Consider the following 22022-nt stretch of genomic DNA (forward strand, 5'->3'; position numbering starts at 1 on the left):
TATTTTCGATCAAATCAGTTGTAAGAAATAGGCAGTGTATTTTAGTTTTTCATGAAATACACTGCCTTCTTCGTTGAATATCTTCAAGAAATAAAAAAACAGGATAAAGATGAAAGAAGGACAATCAAGCCGTACTGCTGAAGCCGCTGCTGCATTACGGGCCAATCATTTTCAAAATACACAGAACCCTGTATTTTCAGATCCTTATGCTTTTGAACTAACCAGTAAAGGCTGGAAAAAACTTCTCTCTAGTTCACTGATTGTTAAAGTCATGAATTCTGCGGTTTTAAACCGTACTTTAGGTCTACTTACTGGACAAGTGGTCGGTCGCTCTCGCTATGCCGAAGATTTACTTGCTCAGGCAGTTCAACAAAATACTCAACAATATGTATTAGTGGGTGCTGGCCTAGACTCTTTTGCACTACGTGAATCACACCATTATCCTACTTTGAAAATTTTTGAAGTTGATCATCCTGATACTCAAGCGGCCAAACAAGCCAAGCTAAAAAAGTTAGGAAATATTCCTACTACCGTTGAGTTTGTCGCGATTAACTTTGAAAAAGAGTCTATTTCGGAAGCCTTGACCAGAAGTGTCTATGATTCATCTGCTCCTGCATTTTTTTCGTGGTTAGGCACAACGCACTATTTAAATCCGCAAACTACGTTACAAACTTTAAAAAGTATTGCTGAATTTGCTGCAAACGATAGCGAAGTGGTACTCGACTATTCGACCGATTTTCAGGAATTAAACGGTATTGAGCGACTTGGAAGTATGGGGGTTGCGCAGTTTACTCATTTGCTGAAAGAGCCTTTATTGGGCCAATTTAAACCAAGAGATTTACATCAGGCCGTGGAGCAGATGGGATTTGAAGTGATCGAAGATCTTTCAGGTGAAGCCATTACTGAACGATATTTTAATGCACGGACCGATGAAATTCGCCACACCTCAGCAACACGGTTATTGCATTTGCGTTTAAATAGAAAATGATGTTGAAAGCCAACTTAGACCTTAAGTTGGCTTTTTTAATTGAGGTTAATACCATCGTTACCAACTTGAATGAGGCTCTGGCCCATCGACATGCTGATTTAAAAATTGGCGTAAATGATCTAAAAAGTGCGCGACTTTAGGCGACAGATTCAGTCTCTCTAAATACACCGCATAGACATCTGCTGGTGGTGTTTCATAGTCCGCTAGCACTTGAACTAATCTACCACTTCTTAAATATTTTGCTACGTCCCACTCTGCCCGCATCAAAATACCATAGCCTTCTAAGGCCCAATTTAATGCAACTGCACCATCATTCGTACTCAGTTGCCCATGAACTTTAACGGTTTCAACTTGTTTGCCATGACTTAACCGCCAATTGCCATAAGCAGAATCATTTTGCCGAATCACAATACACTGATGCTGCGTTAAATCATGAGGAGTGAGTGGTTGCCCTGCTGTCTTTAAATAGCCAGGTGATGCACATAATAAACGGCGGTTGGCTGCCAATTTTTTTGCAATTAGACGTGAATCAGGTATTTCGCCAAAGCGGATTGATACATCAATGGCTTCATCTGGCAGATTAATCGGGCGGTCTGTTAAATGCAGTTGGATATCGACATCAGGATAGATTTTGGCAAACGTAGAAATCGCTGGAGCAATATAAGAACGACCAAAGCCTAAAGGAGCATTCACACGCAATACCCCTTTGGGCGCTGCCCGACTACTTGAAACCAAACGCTCCATTTCATCGATCTCTTTTAAAATACGAACTGCATTTTCAAAGTAGACCTCACCTTCACTGGTTAAACTAATTCGCCGTGTTGTTCTATTTAAAAGTCTTACGCCTAAACGCTCTTCAAGTTGAGTTAAACGTCTAGAAACCGCAGGTGGAGTCAAGTTTAACTCTCGTGCCGTCGCGACAAGACTTCCTTGTTTGACCAATAAACAAAAGAAAGCTAATTCCGTATCTGCATTCATGATTATTAAGTTTTTTGCAATAGTGATTTAACTTTATATCGATTCATCAGTTTTTTAAAGGGTTTAACATCCATTTCATTGTTTCCCGACATAAGTCGCCTCTTGTTTAAGAGCATAAAAACGTTCGCAGAAGGAATGCTGTGGATGAACGGGAAAAGCCATCTAGCCGAATCAATAGCGGTAAAGAAAGCGAAAACTACCAATCAGGATTGGTAGTCATGAATATGGAGTCATGACATGGAAATGGATATTGAAAAGCGAACGTTACGTCGAATTACTTGGAGAATCGTACCGTTTATTATGTTGTTATACCTTATAGCCTATATCGACCGCGTCAATATTGGTTTTGCCGCACTCACCATGAAAGAAGACTTAGGCTTTACAGCCTCGGTTCTCGGGTTTGGTGCCGGAATTTTCTTTTTGGGCTATTTCTTATTTGAAGTCCCATCCAACATTATTTTGCATAAAGTCGGTGCCCGTATCTGGATTGCTCGAGTCATGGTGACATGGGGTTTGATTGCAGCCGGTATGGCCTTTGTAGAAAGCTCAACCAGCTTTTACGTTATGCGATTTTTACTCGGTGTTGCCGAGGCTGGCTTCTTTCCCGGCATTATTCTGTACTTAACTTACTGGTTTCCTGCACGACATCGCGCTGGTGTGATTGCTTTATTTATGGCAGCCGCCCCAATTGCCACAGCAGTTGGTTCACCAATCTCTGCCGCGTTACTTGAAATGCATGGAATTTGGGGTCTCGCTGGCTGGCAGTGGATGTTCATTATTGAAGCTATACCAGCACTCATCTTAGGTGTTGTGGTTTTTAAATATATGACTGACCGCCCTGAACAAGCTACTTGGTTAAAACAGGATGAACGCGAATGGCTTGTAAAAACCATGAAGGAAGAAGATGTAGGAAAAAATGCACCTCAGCATCACAGCATTCTTCGCGGTCTTGCCAACCCACGAGTACTTGCTCTTGCATTGATTTATTTCGGAACGTCGGCTGGGCTTTATACACTCGGCATCTGGGCGCCACAAATTATTAAACAGCTTGGCGTGACGTCTATGACTGTGGGGCTTTTAAATGCCATTCCACCAATTGTTTCTGTCATTGCCATGGTTTTATGGTCTCGACACTCTGACCGCACCAATGAACGTACATGGCATGTTGCTCTTGCATGTTTAACCGCAGCAGTTGGTCTCGTAATTGCAGCAGGCACACACAACGTCATTGGGTTAATTGCAGCACTTACCATTGTGAATGTCGGTATTAGCTGTGCCAAGCCACCGCTATGGAGCATGCCAACCATGTTCTTGTCAGGATCAGCCGCAGCAGCAGGCATTGCCACGATTAACTCAATCGGAAATTTAGGTGGGTTTGCAGGCCCTGCCATGATCGGCTGGGTTAAAGATCAAACTGGAGATTTCACAGGTGGACTCTATTTTGTTGCGGGCTTACTGATTATCTCGACCTTACTAACACTAGTGCTGAGCTTCTCCCAAAAAGTGAAAGTAAATACTGCCAAAGCCACACAATAACCCTATTTATATCAATTAGATCTGAACAAGTTTCTTCAAGGAGCACAACATGGACAAAGATATTGCAGTCCAGTCCCTTACGGACACCATGGCCAAATTTACGGCTTATATTGGAAAACGCCTACCGAAAGATGTGAAAAGCAAGTTAATTGAACTGCGTACTTTAGAAACCAATCCATTGGCTAAATCAGTTTATGACTCGATGGAAGAAAATCAGCAAGCTGCCGATAAACTCAACCGTCCAAGCTGCCAAGACACGGGTGTCATTCAATATTTTGTTGAAGCAGGTGCCAACTTCCCTTTGCTTGGTGAACTTCAAGATATTTTGAGCGAAGCAACTGCTGAGGCAACTCGCATAGGTCCTTTACGTCACAACGCTGTGGAAACCTTCGATGAAAAAAATACGGGCACAAATACAGGTACTCAAATTCCATGGTTAGATTGGCGTATTGTACCTGAACTCGACACTTGTACCATTGATGTCTATATGGCTGGTGGCGGTTGTACCTTACCGGGTGCGGCAAAAGTTTTAATGCCAGGTCAAGGCTACGAAGGCGTTGCTGAATTTGTGATGGATGTTATTACCGAACGCGGTGTTAATGCCTGCCCACCTTTACTGGTTGGTGTTGGCGTATCGACTTCAGTTGAAACAGCGGCTCGCCTTTCTAAGCTCGCGATTATGCGTCCGGTTGACTCAACAAGTGATAACCCACGCGCTGCCTTGATGGAGCAACTGTTAGAACAAGGTCTTAATGAAATTGGTATTGGTCCTCAGGGACTAACAGGCAATAACAGTGTGATGGGAGTCAATATTGAATCTTCTGCGCGCCACCCATCAACCATTGGGGTTGCCGTAAATACAGGTTGCTGGGCACATCGCCGTGGCAAAATTAAGATTAACCCAGATATGTCGTATGAAATCTTGTCTCATGAAGGAGTTGTACTATGAAAAAAATTCTGACAACGCCAATCAAAGATGAAGATCTTTTAGACCTTAAAGTCGGTGATGTGGTTTATTTGACTGGCCGTTTAGTGACTTGTCGCGATGTTGCCCATCGCAGACTGATCGAACAAGGTCGAGAACTACCAGTTAACCTTGAAGGCGGAGCGATTTTTCATGCCGGCCCTATTGTGCGTAAGAAAGGTGAAAACGACTTCGAAATGGTTTCGATTGGTCCAACAACCAGTATGCGGATGGAAAAATTCGAGCGGGAATTTATCAAGCAAACTGGCGTTAAGCTCATTGTGGGTAAAGGTGGCATGGGACCAGAAACAGCTGCTGGATGTCAGGAAAATATTGCAGTTCATGCGATTTTCCCAGGTGGATGCGCAGTACTTGCAGCAACTTTGGTTGAAGAGATTGAAGGCGCTGAATGGCAAGACCTAGGTATGCCAGAAACCCTTTGGATTAACCGTGTGAGAGAATTTGGTCCGCTCATTATTTCTATCGACACCAAAGGCAACAACCTGATTCAACAAAACAAAGTTGAATTTCAAGCCAAGAAAGCACCGATTTTAGAAAAAATCAGTAAGCAACTAAGCTTTATTAAATAAACTGCTCTTTAATGAAGGGAAAGCAAAAGCACCCTTCATTTTTTTATTTTTGTACTAAACGCATGGCATGAGGTGTTTTCCCATGCCATCTTTTATAAGCATGAATAAAACTGGTAGGTTCTGCATAACCCAACCACTCGGCAATCTGTTCAACCGAAACTTTTGGTAATGCCAAATATTGCTCAGCTAGAACTTGTCTGACCTCTTCACGTATCTGAATAAAAGTCATTCCCTCTAATGCCAAATGACGGCGTAGAGTACGAACATTTAAATGCAAACGTTCAGCCACGATTTCCATAGAAGGCATTTCCCCTCGCACATTCATAAGTTGCTGTTGCACTAAGGTTGTAAATTTATTTTGTGATTGGCGTTTTTCTAATATTTGACGGCACTGTTCTTCGGCTGTATGTAGCACCAAATCATTTGCCATAAGTAGCTTTTGATCTACTTTTTGCGGGTCAAGAATTACAAAGCTTTTCGCAGCACCAAATTCTGGCATCACACCAAATAAGTCCTGATAAGGCTCGGCATCACCTTTGAGTTGGAAAGAAAAAGCCAAATACTGGCAAAAATTGTCCTGCACCAAATCTCGCTGTACCGTAATGAGTGCAGCGGCATCGCGTTCAATAATGAATTGACGCACTGAAGATGGAATATCTTGCTCATCAATTTCGATACGGATTCCTTGCGGTGTATCCGACACATCAAAGCGTGTAAAAGCAAAGGTTAAAGTAAAATAGGTTAAAGCCAAATCTAGTGCTTCACGAATGCTCGCACTACTCATCAGAGCCATACCTAATGGCCCAAATGTGGTGAAATGATAGCGCGTACCTACCTCTAAACCTAATGTTGGTCTGCCTCCTAGTTGCTCAACCAAGTTATTAATCAGCTGTAATTCCTGATGGCCTGTCACCACCATATTAGGGTCGAGTAATTGTTGTTGGCTAAGCCCTGTCCCTTGCAAAATCGTCTGATAAGAAATGCCTGATTCCACCGCAAAATCAGCCATTAACCGAACACTATGTACACTGCGTTCAAAAGCCCATGCATACTTCACTGTATTGCTCAGAATGTCCTCGAATCACAATATTTTGTCCTCATCCATCCTCTAAATCAAGCAAATAAACGTCTATTCTGCATACAGGAAATTGCGATTTTTTCCCTCACTGTTTTTAAGGATTTAGAGCAGCCCATGTTTAATTCGTCGTCTAATTCAAATAAAAATGTACGCATCGCCATTATTGGCACTGGTTTTGGAGGCTTAGGTTTAGCCATTCGACTCAAACAAGCAGGTTTTGAACAATTTACCCTCTTTGAAAAAGCTGCTGATGTTGGCGGTGTCTGGCGTGACAACACTTATCCGGGCGCTGCCTGTGATGTGCCTTCTCATCTGTATTCCTTTTCTTTTGAGCAAGAGCTAGGCTGGAAAAATCGCTACGGAACATCTCAAGAGATTTATCAATATTTACGCCACTGTGCGGATAAATATGATATTCGTCCACATGTTCAATTTAATACTGAAATAGCCAGTGCCGAATTTGATGCCCTACAAGGTGTATGGCACATTCAAAGCACGACTGGCGAACAATTTGAAGCTGAATTTTTAGTGGGCGCGGTAGGCCAACTTAACCGCCCAGCCTATCCAAAACTTAAAGGTATTGAAAACTTCAAAGGTAAGGCATTTCACTCAGCACGTTGGGATCATGACTATGACTTAACTGGCAAACGTGTTGCAGTCATTGGCACAGGTGCAAGCGCAATTCAGTTTGTACCTGAAATTGCTAAACAAGTTGCCCATCTCGATGTTTATCAACGCTCGGCACCGTATGTTATTCCCAAACCGGATCGGGTTTACCAGCCTTTAGAGAAAAAAGCTTTCCGTAAACTGCCAGTTTTGCAAAGTCTAGACCGTGCTTTGCAATATGGACACCATGAAATTCGTTTGCTGGCCTTTACAACTTCTTTAAATGAAATGCCGTTGGTGGAATATTTATTCCAGCGTCACATCCGTAAAGTCGTTAAAGATGGGAAGTTACGCCACCGCCTTATGCCGGATTACCCAATTGGTTGTAAACGTATTTTAATTTCTAACCATTGGTATGAAACACTGACCCAGCCTCATGTTGATGTGATTAATATGGGCATTCAAGAAATTACTGAAAACGGTATTTTAGATACTGAAGGAAATCTGCGTGAAGTCGATACCATTATTTATGGTACGGGCTTTGCCGCAACGGAATTTATGGCGCCAATGCAGATTACAGGTCTTGATGGCCGCACCTTAAAAGACACATGGAAAGATGGTGCAGAAGCTTATCTCGGTTTAACTGTTAGCGGCTTTCCAAATTTCTTTATGCTCTATGGTCCAAATACCAATCTTGGGCACAACTCAATTGTGTATATGATTGAAAGCCAAGTGAATTATATTTTAGATGCCATTCAAACAACCCTACAAAACAAACTTCTGTTCACCAATGTTCGTGCAGAAGTTCAACATGAGTTTAATCAAAGCATTCAAGAAAAAATGAAAAAAACTGTCTGGGCGCAAGGTTGTACCAGTTGGTATCAAACTGCTGACGGCAAAAATACCAATAACTGGCCAGTTTTTACCCTTGAATATCGACAACGTACTCGTCGCTTCGATATTGAAAACTACACTCAGGTTTCGGCTATTTCTTAAACAAGCTTCACCATAGGAAATGAGAAAAATAAACGGAGAATTTTATGAAGTCTTTTAAAAATAAAGTCGCAGCTGTGACAGGTGCGGGCTCTGGTATTGGACAAGCACTTGCCATAGCACTCGCAAAACAAGGTTGCCATCTGGCACTTTCCGATATCAGTGAAGCTGGATTAGCGAAAACAGTCGAGCTGTTGGCACCCTATTCTGTCAAAGTCACCACTCAAAAAGTTGATGTGGCTAAGCGTGATGAAGTTGCAACTTGGGCAAAGACAGTAGTAGATGAACATGGCCAAGTTAACCTGATTTTTAATAACGCTGGTGTCGCAATTGGTAGTACGGCTGAAGGTGTGAGCTACGAAGACCTTGAATGGCTGATTGGTATTAATTTTTGGGGCGTAGTTTATGGAACCAAAGAGTTTTTACCTTACTTAAAGCAAAGTGGTGACGGGCATATTATTAATATTTCCAGTATGTTCGGCTTAACAGCTCAACCAACTCAAAGTGCTTATAACGCTAGTAAATTTGCCGTTCGTGGCTTTACTGAATCATTGCGCCAAGAACTTGATATGCAAAATGCTGGAGTGAGTGCGACCTGTGTGCATCCGGGTGGTATTCGTACCAATATTGCCAAAGCTGCCCGCATGAATAATAGCGTCCAGTCTTTAGGAATGGATCCTTTAAAAAGTCAGGATGCTTTCGATAAATTACTTCGCACCCCTGCTGATGATGCCGCTCAACAAATTTTAGAAGCTGTTCGTAAAGATCGTCGCCGTTTACTTATTGGAGCCGATGCGAAAGCCGTTGATATGATTCAACGTATTCTGCCACAAGGCTACCAAAAGATTTTTGCAACTGCCACTGCCTTGCAAACTCGCCTACTCAACAAATCAGCAAAATAAAAATAGTGGTCAGCATACTCTTCATTTTAAGAGATGCTGACTGACATTAAATGCTTAGTATGAGTCCTTATTATGAAGCAGCTTCTTGCATGGACTATTCGTACCACACTACGTCCAGCTTTATCCCCTAAAACACCACTAAAGCTACAACGTTTTTGTAGCGATGCAGCCAGTGCAATTGTGCTTGGGCCACGTGGCTATAAAACAAAAAAGCAAACCATCGCTCAAGTACCGACAGTCCATATTCAGCCCAAAACGACTCAATCAGGCGTCGGCATCTTGTATTTACATGGCGGAGGCTATGTGGTGGGTAGCTCAAAAAGTCACACCAAACTTGCGGCGCAAATCGGACATGCAGCTCAAGCACAAGTCTGGTTACCTGAATATCGCCTAGCCCCTGAGCACCCAAGCCCTGCTGCTATTGAAGATGTCGTTGCAGTCTATAAAGCTTTACTTGCCCAAGGACAAAACCCGAAAAAACTCGTGATTGCTGGCGATTCTGCGGGCGGTGGACTGAGTTTAAGTACTGCAATTGTAATACGAAATGTAGGGTTACCGTTACCAGCGGCATTAGTTTTACTTTCACCTTGGGTTGACTTAAGCCTCTCTGGAAGCACGATGAAAACTCATGCTGCTCAAGATGCGATGCTATCAGAGGACTGGTTAGCTTGGTGTGCAAAAAACTATTGCGGACAAAAATCGCTAACCGATCCAATCTGTTCCCCACTCTATGCTGACTTAACTGGTCTACCTCCTATTCTAATTCATGTCGGTACCGAAGAAGTCTTATTGGACGATGCAAAACGTCTCGCTGAACAAACCGAAAAGTATGGTATTCCGACGAACTTGAAGGTTTATGACCGAGTCGGGCATGTTTTTCAGTTTCACGCGGGTATACTAAACGAATCTAATGACTCGATTGAGCGCATTGGGCAATTCATTGATAAACATACACAGTCAATATAAAAATATCGCCAGAGAGGAGTCCTCGGCATGACAACAAACAATTATGACTATGATTACCTCATTATTGGTTCAGGCTTTGGTGGTAGTGTTTCTGCCTGCCGTCTAACCGAAAAAGGCTACTCTGTTGCTGTAATGGAAATGGGACGACGCTGGGAAGCTAAAGATTTTGCTAAAAATAACTGGAATACCCGTCGCTGGATTTGGCGTCCGGGCATGAAACTTTTTGGTTATTTCAACATGCGTTTTTTTCGCCATGTCACCATTATTTGCGGTAATGCTGTAGGTGGCGGTTCAATCACCTATGCCAATACCTTACTGGTTCCACCTGAACATATTTGGGATGAAGGCACGTGGGCAGATGCAGCGGACTGGAAAAATGAAATGCCACAGCACTATGCTGAAGCAGAACGCATGCTTGGGGTGACTGATAATAAAATTTTCGGTCCTGCCGATCATATGCTAAAAAAAATGGGTGAAGCAGTCGGTGTTGGTCATACATTTAAACCCACTCGTGTTGCCACTTTCTTTCCACCCGAAGGTGAACAAGGCGGCAAGACCTACCCTGACCCATATTTTAACGGCGAAGGTCCAGACCGCGGAACCTGTACCGCATGTGGCGGTTGTATGACAGGTTGTAAACACAACGCAAAAAATACCTTAGATAAAAACTATTTGTACTTTGCCGAAAAAAATGGTGCCAAGGTTTACGAAGAAACCAAAGTTGTTGATGTTAAACCACTTAATGGTAAAGCCGATGGCAGCGATGGCTATGAAGTTACGACTGAATGTTCAAGCTCATGGTTTAACAAACAACGCCGTACATGGTGTGTTCGAAATGTGATTTTCTCTGCATCTTCTTTGGGTACGCAAGAGATGTTATTCCGTTTAAAACAGTCTGGTTCTCTGCCAAATGTTTCTGATGATTTGGGCAATCGGGTTCGTACTAATGCTGAGTCAATTTTAGGTGTTCGTTTTTTTGGTAAAGATGTCGACATGAGTAAAGGTGTGGCCATTGGTTCAAGTATTTACATTGACCATGACACCCACATTGAAGCAACACGTTACCAAACTGGTTCAGATGCCATGGGTCTTATGTGTACTTATATGGCGAAAGGTAAACCGGGTTGGACACGTATCTTCTTTTGGTTATGGGCACTCATTTGCCATCCATTTATTTTTCTTCGCATGAGTAATCCGGTCAGTTTTGCACGTCAGACTTTAATTTTCTTGGTGATGCAAACAGCAGATGCCTCCATCAACATGCGCTTGAAACGTAATTGGTTCTGGCCTTTTGGCAAGGTGTTATCGAGCGAAGGTAAAAAACTACCTGTGTATATTCCACAGGCCAATGCTTTTACCGAAAAAGTTGCCAAAATGTTTAATGGTCACCCAATGACGACCATTACCGAAATTTTGTTTAACGTACCTTTTACAGCCCACTGTATGGGTGGTTGTGCAATTGCTTCAAGTCCAGAGCGTGGCGTGGTAGATGGACAAAACCGTGTCTTTAACTATAAAAACTTATACGTTGTGGATGGTTCAATGTTAGGTGCCAATTTGGGCGTTAACCCAAGTCTTACCATTACAGCACTTGCAGAACGCGCAATGTCTTATATTCCGGCTAAACATACTTTGGATGAGCAGCAAGATCATAGAGTAGATGCAGAAACCATAGAGACCACCAAAGCTTCTGCTTAAACTAGCGAGTCGTTTTATAAAAAAAGCCTATTTAAAAATAGGCTTTTTTATTTCGCTTTTTAAATTACATCGCTACGGCTTTAGCGCGAGCTGCATGCAATTTTTTATAGCTCTCGATCAGACGTAAATGGCGATCAAGCCCTTCTAGTTTCATGCTTGTTGGTGTTAAACCATAGAAACGAACGCTACCATCGACAGAACCTAATACCGCGTCCATTCGTGTGTCACCAAACATACGGCGGAAATTCGTAAGGTAGTCTTCAAGCTCTAGTTCTTCATCTAACATCACTTCAAGCACCACGTTCATGCACTGATAGAACAAGCCACGCTCAACGGTGTTGGTGTTGTATTGCAAGTAAGTTTCTACAAGCTCTTTTGCTTCTTCAAACTGTTGTAAAGCCACATAAATTAGCAATTTCAGTTCTAAAATGGTGAGCTGTCCCCAAACTGTATTGTCATCAAATTCAATGCCAATCAGCGTGGTGATTTCAGTGTAATCGTCTAGCTCGCATTCTTCTAAACGCTCAACTAATGCCTCAAGCTGTTCATCATCCAAACGATGTAGATTTAGAATATCTTCACGGAATGAAAGTGCTTTATTGGTATTATCCCAAATCAAATCTTCAACAAGATAAATTTCTGAATAATCTGGTACTAAAATACGGCAAGCAGTCGCACCTAAATGCTCATAGACTGCCATATATACTTCTTTGCCCATCTCTTCGAGAATGCCGAACAATGTTGCAGCTTCTTCTGCGTTCGACTCTTCGCCTTCGCCAGAAAAATCCCATTCAACAAAGTCATAGTCAGATTTAGAGCTAAAGAAGCGCCAAGATACCAAACCGCTTGAATCAATAAAGTGCTCAACAAAGTTATTCGGTTCGGTCACTGCATTACTTTGGAAAGTCGGTTGAGGTAAATCATTTAAGCCTTCGAAACTACGGCCTTGAAGTAATTCAGTCAGACTACGTTCTAACGCAACTTCAAAACTTGGATGCGCACCGAAAGATGCAAACACCCCACCCGTGCGCGGGTTCATTAAAGTCACACACATTACAGGGAACTGACCGCCTAATGATGCATCTTTAACTAATACAGGGAAGCCTTGCTCTTCTAGACCTTTAATACCAGCAACAATACTTGGATATTTTGCTAATACGTCTTCAGGAACATCTGGAAGTGCGATTTCACCTTCTAAAATTTCACGTTTAACAGCACGTTCAAAAATTTCTGATAAGCATTGAACTTGGGCTTCTGCCAAAGTATTACCCGCACTCATACCATTACTTAAGTACAAGTTTTCAATTAAATTTGATGGGAAATAGACAACTTCACCATCAGACTGGCGCACAAAAGGTAGCGAGCAAATGCCACGCTCTACGTTGCCTGAGTTGGTGTCATATAAATGCGTGCCCAGTAACTCATCATCTGGGTTGTAAATCTCAAGACAATATTCATCTAAGATTTCTTTAGGTAATTCACCATTTGGACCCGGTTTAAACCATTTTTCATCTGGATAATGCACAAATTCAGCATTCGCAATATCTTCACCCCAGAACTGGTCGTTATAGAAGAAGTTACAGTTTAAACGCTCAATAAACTCGCCCAATGCAGATGCCAAAGCACTTTCTTTAGTTGCACCTTTACCATTGGTAAAGCACATCGGAGATTGTGCATCACGAATGTGTAATGACCATACATTCGGCACGATATTACGCCAAGATGCGATTTCAATCTTCATGCCCAAATTTGCCAAAATGGCAGACATATTGGCAATGGTTTCTTCTAATGGCAGGTCTTTACCTTGAATATAGGTATGGCTTTCTGAAGTTAGACTTGGCAATAACAATGCTTGTGCATCTGCATCGATGCTTTCCACTTCTTCAATAATAAATTCAGGACCAGTTTGAATCACTTTTTTAACAGTACAACGGTCAATCGAACGTAAAATCCCTTGGCGATCTTTCTCTGAAATATCGGCTGGTAATTCAATTTGAATTTTAAAGGTTTGCTTATAACGGTTTTCAGGATCAACAATATTATTTTGCGATAAACGAATGTTATCGGTTGGGATATCTCGAGCTGCACAATACACTTTTACAAAGTACGCTGCACACAATGCTGACGATGCTAAAAAATAGTCAAATGGGCCCGGTGCCGAACCGTCACCCTTGTAGCGAATTGGTTGATCGGCAATTACCGTAAAGTCATCGAACTTAGCTTCCTGTCGAAGATTGTCGAGATAATTAACCTTGATTTCCATGCTGGCACCTAAATATTTTTATGTGTCAGCACAGACACATAAAATTCTAAATATTGAAAAATAAGCCGAATCACAGCGAAGAAATTGACTTAAAAAAATGAGAGATTAAAGCCATGTGTTTAATGAACGACTCAATTGGCTTTAATAAGATTGGCGGTATTATAGAGGGATTTTGTGAAGTTGATAACTAAAGTTAAAACATTGCTGCTCACAATGTTTTAACTGGTCTTGAATTTAGTTAAATATTGAACGTTAAAATTTAAAGGTATAGTCAACATTCAACCGCGTTTCATTTGTCGAGTGAAAGGTCATATTGGTAGGCATATCGTTGCGATAGTGAGAAAAACGAGCTCGCATTCCCAAACCTTTTAGCTTACCTTCAGGAATTTTATAGCCTAAATCAAATTCCATCGACTCCTCTTTAAAACGCTGATCGCCATATTGCAGTAAATCAATGTCTTCACCTTTTGCATAGCGAGTCATAAAGCGCAGTCCGTTTAATGAAACATCACCTACCCGCGCATTTTTAAAGTCATATTCATAACGAATCGAATAGACTTTTTCGTCTTTATTTGAATAGTCCGAACTCATAAAATCAAGCGCAACCGGACTTTCGGTTCCCGACAAAAATGGTAAACCAGTCGAGCCAAACGACTGCATGTAGCCCAAAGAAATCGTATGATTTTGATAGTTCAAACCAAATAAGCCACTAATATGGCGGTTATTGACCTCTCCTATTTTTTTGCTTCCAGTTTCCTCACTATTAAAAAAACGCACGTCGCTTAAAAAATTAAGTTGATCATTTAAAGGTTGTTTGCCGTTAAAACCTAAAAATTGTTGCAGGTAAATGTCTTTGAGTTCAGCATGGTAAGCCCGTAGACGATAATCCTTTAACTGATAACTTCCTCCCAACGTATAAAAAGAATCGGTGGTTGCCGCTTTGTCAAAACGATGGTTGATATTGTCTGTTCCAACATCGGTATAGCGAATCGAATCACGTTGCCGTACTTCGTCGACATAAAAGCCTTCGAGTTGAAGATTTGGAATTTCATTTGAAACAAAGCGGATACCACGATAAGTCTGAGGGAACAAACGCGCTGGCGATGAAAAAATGGTTGGTAATTGTGGAACTAAATCCCCCACAAAAAGCTCATTTTTTCTAAATTTAGCCTTTCCTGTAATACCTATTTTTCCATAATAATCATCACGCGAGTTATCGGTATTCACTGGTAATAAACCACTACGTGCATAGTCATCAGCTCGGCTTCCCATTAGGTTAAAACCTGCCATTGCCAGTACATCAACACCAAACCCAACTGTTCCTTCGGTATAACCAGACTGTCCTTTAAAAATTATACCCTGCGCCCAATCTCTACCTGCTGTATAGGGATATGGATCCTTTTTATAGTCTCGGTCAAAGTAAAAATTACGTAGTGTTAGCTCAGCTTTACTGTCTGCAAGAAATTCGGCATGCACAACTTGACTAAATAATGGGCACAAGCATACCCCCACCCACAATGGTGTCTTTTTCATTTTTTATCTCAACTATTTAATTTTTAATGGATTAAGGTGCTGTTTTAAGAGAGTAGTTTTGCTCTTTTTGACTGCGGTAAAAAGCATTACCCAAACTTAAAATCAGGAAAATAGCCAAAATAAACACCACACCGTAATAGGCATACAGCGTTGCGGGTGCTATACCTTTATCCAGAAAAATGCCTGCGACCGTTGGCGATAAAATTGCCCCAATTCGTCCAAAACCAATGGCATAGCCCACACCGCGACTACGAATTTCGGCATCATAAATTGTTGGAGAAATCGAATATAAACCTGCTACACAGCCATTGATGAGAGTGCCAAGTAATAACCCCACCATGAGTGCAATACTGACTTGAGATGAGACTGCGACAAATAGGAAAACACATGCCGAGGTTAGCCCTAAAAATAGACTTAAGGCATAGAAAATTTTCATGCGTGATGCCAATAAACCAATAATAGCTGCCCCGAAAATACCGCCAATACTAATTAAAATACCGGTACTTACGCCTTGGTGTGGAGACATCCCCATTGAAATAAGAATTTTTGGTGTCCAGCTCATCACAAAGTAAAAGCCAAACATCACTAAAAAGAATGCAAACCACAAACAAAGTGTTTGAAATCCAAGTTGTCCAGTAAATAACTTGCCCAGTTCACTACCATTTTGCGTGCTGATTTTTTCATAATGCGGCATAACTGGTAATTCGTTTAGCCCCATACGATTTACAGTGGCATTAATTCGTTCTAGTGCCTGTTTTGGTCGTTTCGCGAGTAAGTAATCTAAAGATTCTGGTAATAACCATGCGCTGATTACCAGCATTGCAATGGTAGTAATGCCACCTGCTAAAAAGATTGAGCGCCAACCTAAATGCTCAATCAATGCCAGTGATAGTACTCCGCCCAGTGTCGCGCCAATTCCATAACCAGTAGACATTAAACTCACTGCAAGACTGCGCCAGCGAGCATTGGCATATTCACTTGCCAACACATTACTGCTAGCAAGGATGCCGCCCACCCCAATTCCTGTAATAAACCGAAGTGCAGCTAACATGCCATGGCTTTGTACAAAAGCACAGCCCAGCATGCTCAGACCTGCAATGACAAGACAAACTAAGATGAGTAAACGGCGACCGATTTTATCGGCTAAAGGCGCGAGAAAAATGGAACCAGCAGCCATTCCAAAAAGACCTGAACTCAGCAATAAGCCAATTTGTGCGCCTGAAAGTGACCATTCTGCTGACACGGATGGAGCGGTAAATGCCATTACCATCACGTCAAAGCCATCAATAATATTGAGACAAATACAGATCAAAATGACGAACCATTGGTAACGGCTCATGTTGTTTTGATTGATCTCACTTAGAACGTCTCTTTCCATTTGTGTATCTCCCTTGGATAAGACATACACACGACATTGCTGATATGAGCGATTGGGTGGTTATGCATATCCGTATCCATAATGACCTAGAGGAATATTTATTTCTTGAGCATCCTGCTCTTTTTCTATACTGAATATTTGGATCCAAAAAATCAACTAAAATTATAAATGGATTATTAAAAAGTATATAAACACATAAATTATATAAGTATAAAATTATTAAAAACATAAAATTAGAATGCTTGAATATTTTTATGGATCCATATTAAAAAATCCATTATGATCGATTCCAGAGCATTTTTTAGCCAAAAAATACTTTATTTATCTCCAAGAAATGCAAGATGCATTTATAAAACATCAAAGGATTGTTGTTATGAAACTCAAAAGAGTAAGTCAGCTTACATTAGGACTTTTTTTTGCCAGCCAATTGTTTTACACAACGCAAGCAGCACCTCCAAAAAATCAACAACCACCTAACATCATGATTATTTTGGCCGATGATCTTGGATTCTCAGACATTAGCGCTTATGGCGGCGAAATTAAAACCCCTCATATTGATAGCCTGTTAAAGCAAGGAAAAATGCTTTTTAATTTTCATGCTTCATCAATGTGCTCACCTACTCGTGCACAGCTTATGACAGGTGCCGATAACCACTTGGTAGGTTTAGGTGCGATGTATGAAACTTCAAAACGACAAGAAAAATTGGTTGGCGCCGATAGCCCGCTTGCACTACTCAAAATTGATGGCTATTCAGGACACTTAACGCAAAATGCTTACACACTCGCAGAGATTTTAAAGACAAAAGATTATTACACCTTCATGGTCGGTAAATGGCACTTAGGCTATGCTCCCGAACAAAACCCTAAAGCCCGTGGTTTTGATCAATCTTTTGCTCTGCTCGATGGCTTCGATTTACACTTTAAAGACCAACCTAAAAACTATCCGCGCAATACTCAATACACTGAAAATGGTCAAAAGACCACTTTGCCTGACAACTACTACTCAACCGACTTTTTTACACAAAAAGCTTTTGAATACTTAGACAAAAATAAAGCGCAAAAACCATTTTTTGCCTACCTAGCCTATACCGCTCCACACTGGCCGCTACAAGCACCTTCTCATTATAGAGACTTATATAAAGGTAAATACGATCAAGGCTACGATGCAATTCGTAAACAACGCTTTCTTAGACAAAAGCAATTAGGATTAATTCCTGCAAATGCAGAATACCCAGTCGAGCGTGGTAACCAAGCTTTAGGCACCAAAAGCTGGAATGAACTCACCCCACAAGAGCGCAAATATGAAGCGCGTAAAATGGAAGTTTATGCGGGCATGGTTACCCAGTTAGACGACCGCGTGGGTGATGTCATTCAATATCTTAAAAAGCATCATTTATATGACAACACTTTGATAGTGTTTATGTCAGATAACGGCGCTGAAGGTGGTGATCACAATTTCCCAATGGGTGATGCCGACAATCGCTATGAAAATATAGGCAACGCCAGTTCATATGTTTATATGGGTCCACGCTGGGCCGAAGTGAGCAGCACACCATTTACCCACTGGAAGTCAGCTGCTTCAGAAGGCGGAGTACGAGTTCCATTTATTGTTAAATCGCCTGTGCAGATTTCCAAACAACGTGGAATTAACAATAACTTTGCGACAGTCAGAGATATATTCCCAACTGTAATGGAACTAGCGGGTATTCAAAATAATCAGGTTTATCCAACTTCAAGCACCAGAATTAAACCATCTGGTTTTAGTCTGATCCCTGCGTTTAAAGATAATACTGCCCGTATTCGACCTGTTAATTATTATGACTTTAAAGAATTGCATGGCAGCCGCTACGCCAAAACTGACCAATGGAAACTTATTGAAAACTCACCTTCTAAATTTAAGAGCCATGGCTGGGAGCTCTACAATTTAAAAACAGATTTTAATGAGCAACATAATGTTTATGCAGCCCATCCTGAAATCGTCAAAGTCTTAAATGACAAATATTTAAGATATGCAGACGAAAATGGTGTCGTGGATTTTGAGCAATACAATAAAAAGTAGGGAAAACCAGATGAAACAGATCATGATGCTTTCATCGTTCCTCTTACTTTGTGCATGCCAAAAAACCACACCTCAACTAGAACAAACCACCTTACCCGATTTAGGCACTCAAGCTAAATGTTCTTCTTATTCGGGCCTTCCTTCGGGTTGGCCCAATAATAAAGAAGCCGGCATGGTCAAACTTCCTCAAGGAAAAATTGTTTTAGGCACCACACAAGGTTATGAAGATGAACGCCCATTAAATTTACAGGCAACTTCAGTTCCCGCTTTTTTAATTGATGCGACTGAAGTCACCAATGCTCAATTTCAAGAGTTTGTTAAACAAACGGGTTATGTCACCGATGCAGAGAAGCAAGGCGGCGCAGCTATGTTTGTACAGCCAGATCATCCAGTTGAAGAATTACAGTGGTGGAAATTTGAAAAAGGGGCCAATTGGAAACACCCATGGGGCCCAAACAACCCTAAACAACCAGCACCTCACGAGCCTGTTCGCATGGTGACATGGAATGATGCCTACGCTTATGCAAACTGGCTGGGTCATGACTTACCGACCGAACTTGAGTGGGAATATGCAGCCAAAGGTTTTCAGCAAAACTCCGATATTGGCCCTACTCATGAAGGTCATATTGCAGCCAACTTCTGGCAAGGTGAATTTCCTTATAAAAATGTTCAGGAAGATGGTTTTAAGGATGTAGCTCCTGTTGGTTGTTTTAGCAAAAACCCATTTGGCTTATACGACTTGATTGGCAATGTATGGGAATGGACGCAAACACCCTATACAGGTCCAAGAGATCATCATATGGGAGATCCATCGAAATATCGGCAAAGTCACGAACAGATTTTGCAATACACGATTAAAGGTGGGTCTTATTTATGTGCAACCAACTATTGCGCGCGTTATCGTGCTGCCGCGAGGCATCCACAAGAACTCGACCTTGCCACCAGCCATGTCGGATTTAGAACAGTAAAACGCTTTTAAACGGATTTAAAAATGAAGCATATTTTTATTTATGGGATTTTCTTCTCAGGGACGACCCTTGCCTGCTGTTTAGCTCATAGTGCAGTCGATGTTAATTTTCAAAATACACTCACACTAAAAACATTCAACTTCGACAGACAATATGAAAATGGGACCAGCCCCGATACTCATAGCTTGAGCCAAGGTCTGATCTATCGTGGCAACTGGTCAACCAAACTGAATGAGGTTCAACTACACCTCAATCCAAGCATTCAATATGCTTATCGTCTAAGTAGCGACCAACACACCAATGATATGGTCATACCCTTTGACCCTAACACCAAGAAACAAGCACAAGACCAAGTTAAATATGGCTTAGGTGCTGGAGTTGAATATCAAAACTTTCGCATGAATGTAGGTGAAATCACTCCCGATTCACCACTTACGCCACAAGTGGATACACATCAATTACGCGTGAACTATAAAGGCTTAGAATTAAAATATAAGACACCGCAACAAAATTTCGAGCTGGGTTTGATTAACCGTTATTCACCAAAAAATGAGGAGGACTACCACAAACTCGCCATATCAAAACATGAATCTGACGGGCTCTATTTCTTTCAATGGGACGGCAAAACACCTAGATATCATTGGAAATTTTATAATGGTTACTTAACAGATCTCATCAATCAAAGTTACTTTGCTTTTGATTATCAATGGACGAAGCAGCACACCACAAAATTACGTGTGTTTCGCCACGACGATGTCGGCAAATCAAAGCTTGGCGAATATGACAATACATCTGTAGGGGCCATGCATTTCATTAAACATGGAAACTTTACAACTGGAATTGGCTATCAAGAAAACTTTGGCAAAGATGGTATTCCAAAACTCGACAATATGCCCATCCCGCACATGGTGAACTGGACCTTAGGCGCGTTTACCAAAGCAGATGAAAAATCTTATCATTTCGTTGCCTCGTATGACTTTAAAGACTATATCAAGGGTCTAAAAGTGACCTACAAATATATTTATGGCGATTCATTTCAAACAATGAATCAAAATGACTTTGAACAAGAAAGTGATGTGTTGATTCAGTATGATCTCAATGCTTGGATTAAAAATCTTAAGTTTCTTTTCTTAAATATTAACTACGACACCAAACATGGCAAAAGTCTGGATGAACAGCGCATGATGCTTCACTACACGGTTAATTTCTAAATTTCCACACTCCCATAATGGCTTAACCACAGTCATTATGGATCCAAATTAAGATGAATAAAATTTAGCCTCTAAAATTCAAAGTAAATACAAAAGTCTTTAATAGCAATTAAAAATCTACAAAACAATCAAATAAAAAGATCAATATTTTTTAAAAAATATACTGCTTATCAATTGACCAATATTTTTGTTTGTTATAAATTGGATCCAATAAGTGATAAGGAGTCGTCACAATGTTTATTAAAAATGCTTGGTATGTTGCCTGCCGTCCAGAAGAAATCCAAGACAAACCATTAGGTCGCACCATCTGTGGTGAAAAAATTGTTTTTTACCGTGGCAAAGAAAATCAAGTTGCAGCCGTTGAAGATTTTTGTCCCCATCGCGGTGCCCCACTTTCACTTGGCTATGTAGAAGATGGAAACCTTGTGTGTGGATATCATGGCTTAGTAATGGGCTGTGACGGAAAGACCGTTTCAATGCCAGCCCAACGTGTAAACGGTTTCCCTTGCAACAAATCATATGCAGTTGTCGAAAAGTTCGGTTTTATTTGGATATGGCCAGGCGAGAAAGCTTTAGCAGATGAAGCAAAACTGCCAACTTTAGAATGGGCAGATCATCCTGAATGGAGCTATGGCGGAGGCCTGTTTCACATTCAGTGTGACTATCGCTTGATGGTCGATAATCTGATGGATTTAACACACGAAACCTATGTTCACTCCAGCAGTATTGGACAAAAAGAAATTGATGAAGCCCTGCCAGTCACTAAAGTTGACGGTGATCATGTGATTACCGAACGCTATATGGAAAATGTGATCGCACCTCCATTTTGGCAAATGGCCCTTCGCGGTAATCACTTGGCAGACGATGTACCAGTTGACCGTTGGCAACGTTGTCACTTCTTTGCACCAAGTAATGTTCATATTGAAGTGGGTGTAGCGCATGCCGGACATGGTGGTTATCACGCACCAAGTGACAAAAAAGTTTCCTCAATTGTGGTTGATTTTATTACACCAGAAACTGAAACCTCTCACTGGTATTTCTGGGGAATGGCACGTAACTTCCAGCCAGACAATGCTGAACTCACCGATCAAATTCGTGAAGGTCAAGGCAAAATCTTTACTGAAGATTTAGAAATGCTGGAGCAACAACAACAAAATATTTTAAACAACCCACATCGCAAGTTACTAATGCTCAACATCGACGCAGGCGGTGTCCAGTCCCGTAAGGTCATTGACCGACTACTTGCCGAAGAAAATAAAACACCTCCTGAAACGTCCGCACAGAAGTTTCCAAACATTCGGATTATTTAAA

At 41.3% G+C, this 22022-nt stretch carries 17 protein-coding genes; 12 read left to right on the forward strand and 5 right to left on the reverse strand.

Annotated features, from left to right (window positions below; all coding sequences use genetic code 11):
- Nucleotides 1-109: 109 nt before the first annotated feature.
- Nucleotides 110-988, forward strand: coding sequence for a class I SAM-dependent methyltransferase (locus WBW42_RS14460; RefSeq protein WP_032056755.1), 879 nt, complete (start codon nt 110-112; stop codon nt 986-988).
- A gap of 57 nt (nt 989-1045) precedes the next feature.
- On the opposite strand, the gene WBW42_RS14465 is transcribed toward WBW42_RS14460, so the two are convergent.
- Nucleotides 1046-1966, reverse strand: coding sequence for a LysR family transcriptional regulator (locus tag WBW42_RS14465; protein WP_032056756.1), 921 nt, complete (start codon nt 1964-1966; stop codon nt 1046-1048).
- 237 nt (nt 1967-2203) lie between these two features.
- Between WBW42_RS14465 and WBW42_RS14470 the strand changes: the two genes are divergently transcribed.
- From WBW42_RS14470 to ttdB, 3 genes are read left to right on the forward strand one after another with little or no spacing between them, the layout of a single operon-like run.
- The gene (locus WBW42_RS14470; RefSeq protein ID WP_032056757.1) at nt 2204-3502 is read left to right on the forward strand and encodes an MFS transporter; all 1299 of its coding nucleotides are present in this window, start codon (nt 2204-2206) and stop codon (nt 3500-3502) included.
- A 49-nt stretch (nt 3503-3551) separates the two neighbouring features.
- Nucleotides 3552-4451 (forward strand): L(+)-tartrate dehydratase subunit alpha, encoded by a 900-nt coding sequence (gene ttdA, locus WBW42_RS14475; RefSeq protein ID WP_002163154.1) that lies wholly within the window; start codon nt 3552-3554, stop codon nt 4449-4451.
- Nucleotides 4448-5056 (forward strand): L(+)-tartrate dehydratase subunit beta, encoded by a 609-nt coding sequence (gene ttdB / locus WBW42_RS14480; RefSeq protein ID WP_000722967.1) that lies wholly within the window; start codon nt 4448-4450, stop codon nt 5054-5056. Before ttdA ends, ttdB begins: the two co-directional genes overlap by 4 nt.
- A gap of 43 nt (nt 5057-5099) precedes the next feature.
- On the opposite strand, the gene WBW42_RS14485 is transcribed toward ttdB, so the two are convergent.
- Nucleotides 5100-6113 (reverse strand): AraC family transcriptional regulator, encoded by a 1014-nt coding sequence (locus WBW42_RS14485; RefSeq protein WP_032056758.1) that lies wholly within the window; start codon nt 6111-6113, stop codon nt 5100-5102.
- Nucleotides 6114-6248: 135 nt separating this feature from the next.
- Between WBW42_RS14485 and WBW42_RS14490 the strand changes: the two genes are divergently transcribed.
- The 4 genes from WBW42_RS14490 (at nt 6249) to choxAB (ending at nt 11299) form a co-directional block, all read left to right on the forward strand.
- Nucleotides 6249-7736, forward strand: a complete 1488-nt coding sequence (locus tag WBW42_RS14490) for a flavin-containing monooxygenase (protein WP_284106342.1) — start codon at nt 6249-6251, stop codon at nt 7734-7736.
- 44 nt (nt 7737-7780) lie between these two features.
- The gene (locus WBW42_RS14495) at nt 7781-8635 is read left to right on the forward strand and encodes an SDR family NAD(P)-dependent oxidoreductase (protein ID WP_032056760.1); all 855 of its coding nucleotides are present in this window, start codon (nt 7781-7783) and stop codon (nt 8633-8635) included.
- Between the two features lie 72 nt (nt 8636-8707).
- Nucleotides 8708-9601: an alpha/beta hydrolase gene (locus WBW42_RS14500; protein ID WP_032056761.1), complete on the forward strand. Its 894-nt coding sequence runs from the start codon at nt 8708-8710 to the stop codon at nt 9599-9601.
- A gap of 27 nt (nt 9602-9628) precedes the next feature.
- Nucleotides 9629-11299: a cholesterol oxidase gene (choxAB, locus tag WBW42_RS14505; protein ID WP_005077030.1), complete on the forward strand. Its 1671-nt coding sequence runs from the start codon at nt 9629-9631 to the stop codon at nt 11297-11299.
- Nucleotides 11300-11363: 64 nt separating this feature from the next.
- Here choxAB and WBW42_RS14510 read toward each other — a convergent pair whose 3' ends face one another.
- The 3 genes from WBW42_RS14510 to WBW42_RS14520 all read right to left on the reverse strand — a co-directional run bounded on the left by WBW42_RS14510 (nt 11364) and on the right by WBW42_RS14520 (nt 16473).
- A complete protein-coding gene (locus WBW42_RS14510; RefSeq protein WP_032056762.1) occupies nt 11364-13562 on the reverse strand; it encodes an OsmC domain/YcaO domain-containing protein in 2199 nt (732 codons plus the stop codon).
- A 252-nt stretch (nt 13563-13814) separates the two neighbouring features.
- The gene (locus tag WBW42_RS14515; protein ID WP_032056763.1) at nt 13815-15095 is read right to left on the reverse strand and encodes an OprD family outer membrane porin; all 1281 of its coding nucleotides are present in this window, start codon (nt 15093-15095) and stop codon (nt 13815-13817) included.
- 31 nt (nt 15096-15126) lie between these two features.
- Nucleotides 15127-16473, reverse strand: coding sequence for an MFS transporter (locus tag WBW42_RS14520; protein WP_032056764.1), 1347 nt, complete (start codon nt 16471-16473; stop codon nt 15127-15129).
- A gap of 373 nt (nt 16474-16846) precedes the next feature.
- Here WBW42_RS14520 and WBW42_RS14525 point away from each other — a divergent pair, with 373 nt between their 5' ends.
- The 4 genes from WBW42_RS14525 (at nt 16847) to WBW42_RS14540 (ending at nt 22021) form a co-directional block, all read left to right on the forward strand.
- Nucleotides 16847-18532 (forward strand): arylsulfatase, encoded by a 1686-nt coding sequence (locus tag WBW42_RS14525; protein ID WP_032056765.1) that lies wholly within the window; start codon nt 16847-16849, stop codon nt 18530-18532.
- A gap of 25 nt (nt 18533-18557) precedes the next feature.
- On the forward strand, nt 18558-19511 hold the full coding sequence (locus WBW42_RS14530) for a formylglycine-generating enzyme family protein (RefSeq protein WP_080777042.1): 954 nt from the start codon (nt 18558-18560) through the stop codon (nt 19509-19511).
- Nucleotides 19512-19523: 12 nt separating this feature from the next.
- Nucleotides 19524-20711, forward strand: a complete 1188-nt coding sequence (locus WBW42_RS14535) for an OprD family outer membrane porin (RefSeq protein ID WP_032056767.1) — start codon at nt 19524-19526, stop codon at nt 20709-20711.
- Nucleotides 20712-20944: 233 nt separating this feature from the next.
- Nucleotides 20945-22021, forward strand: a complete 1077-nt coding sequence (locus WBW42_RS14540) for an aromatic ring-hydroxylating dioxygenase subunit alpha (RefSeq protein WP_032056768.1) — start codon at nt 20945-20947, stop codon at nt 22019-22021.
- Nucleotide 22022: the final 1 nt, after the last annotated feature.

The organism is Acinetobacter sp. LT1 (genome assembly GCF_059800965.1).

Bases quoted from the DNA above. Each gene is read 5' to 3' on its own strand.
- WBW42_RS14510 (WP_032056762.1), bottom strand. From the start codon at position 13,562: ATGGAAATCAAGGTTAATTATCTCGACAATCTTCGACAGGAAGCTAAG.
- WBW42_RS14525 (WP_032056765.1), top strand. From the start codon at position 16,847: ATGAAACTCAAAAGAGTAAGTCAGCTTACATTAGGACTTTTTTTTGCC.
- WBW42_RS14520 (WP_032056764.1), bottom strand. From the start codon at position 16,473: ATGGAAAGAGACGTTCTAAGTGAGATCAATCAAAACAACATGAGCCGT.
- ttdA (WP_002163154.1), top strand. From the start codon at position 3,552: ATGGACAAAGATATTGCAGTCCAGTCCCTTACGGACACCATGGCCAAA.
- WBW42_RS14515 (WP_032056763.1), bottom strand. From the start codon at position 15,095: ATGAAAAAGACACCATTGTGGGTGGGGGTATGCTTGTGCCCATTATTT.
- WBW42_RS14500 (WP_032056761.1), top strand. From the start codon at position 8,708: ATGAAGCAGCTTCTTGCATGGACTATTCGTACCACACTACGTCCAGCT.
- WBW42_RS14535 (WP_032056767.1), top strand. From the start codon at position 19,524: ATGAAGCATATTTTTATTTATGGGATTTTCTTCTCAGGGACGACCCTT.
- ttdB (WP_000722967.1), top strand. From the start codon at position 4,448: ATGAAAAAAATTCTGACAACGCCAATCAAAGATGAAGATCTTTTAGAC.
- WBW42_RS14530 (WP_080777042.1), top strand. From the start codon at position 18,558: ATGCTTTCATCGTTCCTCTTACTTTGTGCATGCCAAAAAACCACACCT.
- WBW42_RS14495 (WP_032056760.1), top strand. From the start codon at position 7,781: ATGAAGTCTTTTAAAAATAAAGTCGCAGCTGTGACAGGTGCGGGCTCT.
- WBW42_RS14540 (WP_032056768.1), top strand. From the start codon at position 20,945: ATGTTTATTAAAAATGCTTGGTATGTTGCCTGCCGTCCAGAAGAAATC.
- WBW42_RS14460 (WP_032056755.1), top strand. From the start codon at position 110: ATGAAAGAAGGACAATCAAGCCGTACTGCTGAAGCCGCTGCTGCATTA.
- WBW42_RS14465 (WP_032056756.1), bottom strand. From the start codon at position 1,966: ATGAATGCAGATACGGAATTAGCTTTCTTTTGTTTATTGGTCAAACAA.
- choxAB (WP_005077030.1), top strand. From the start codon at position 9,629: ATGACAACAAACAATTATGACTATGATTACCTCATTATTGGTTCAGGC.
- WBW42_RS14470 (WP_032056757.1), top strand. From the start codon at position 2,204: ATGGAAATGGATATTGAAAAGCGAACGTTACGTCGAATTACTTGGAGA.
- WBW42_RS14490 (WP_284106342.1), top strand. From the start codon at position 6,249: ATGTTTAATTCGTCGTCTAATTCAAATAAAAATGTACGCATCGCCATT.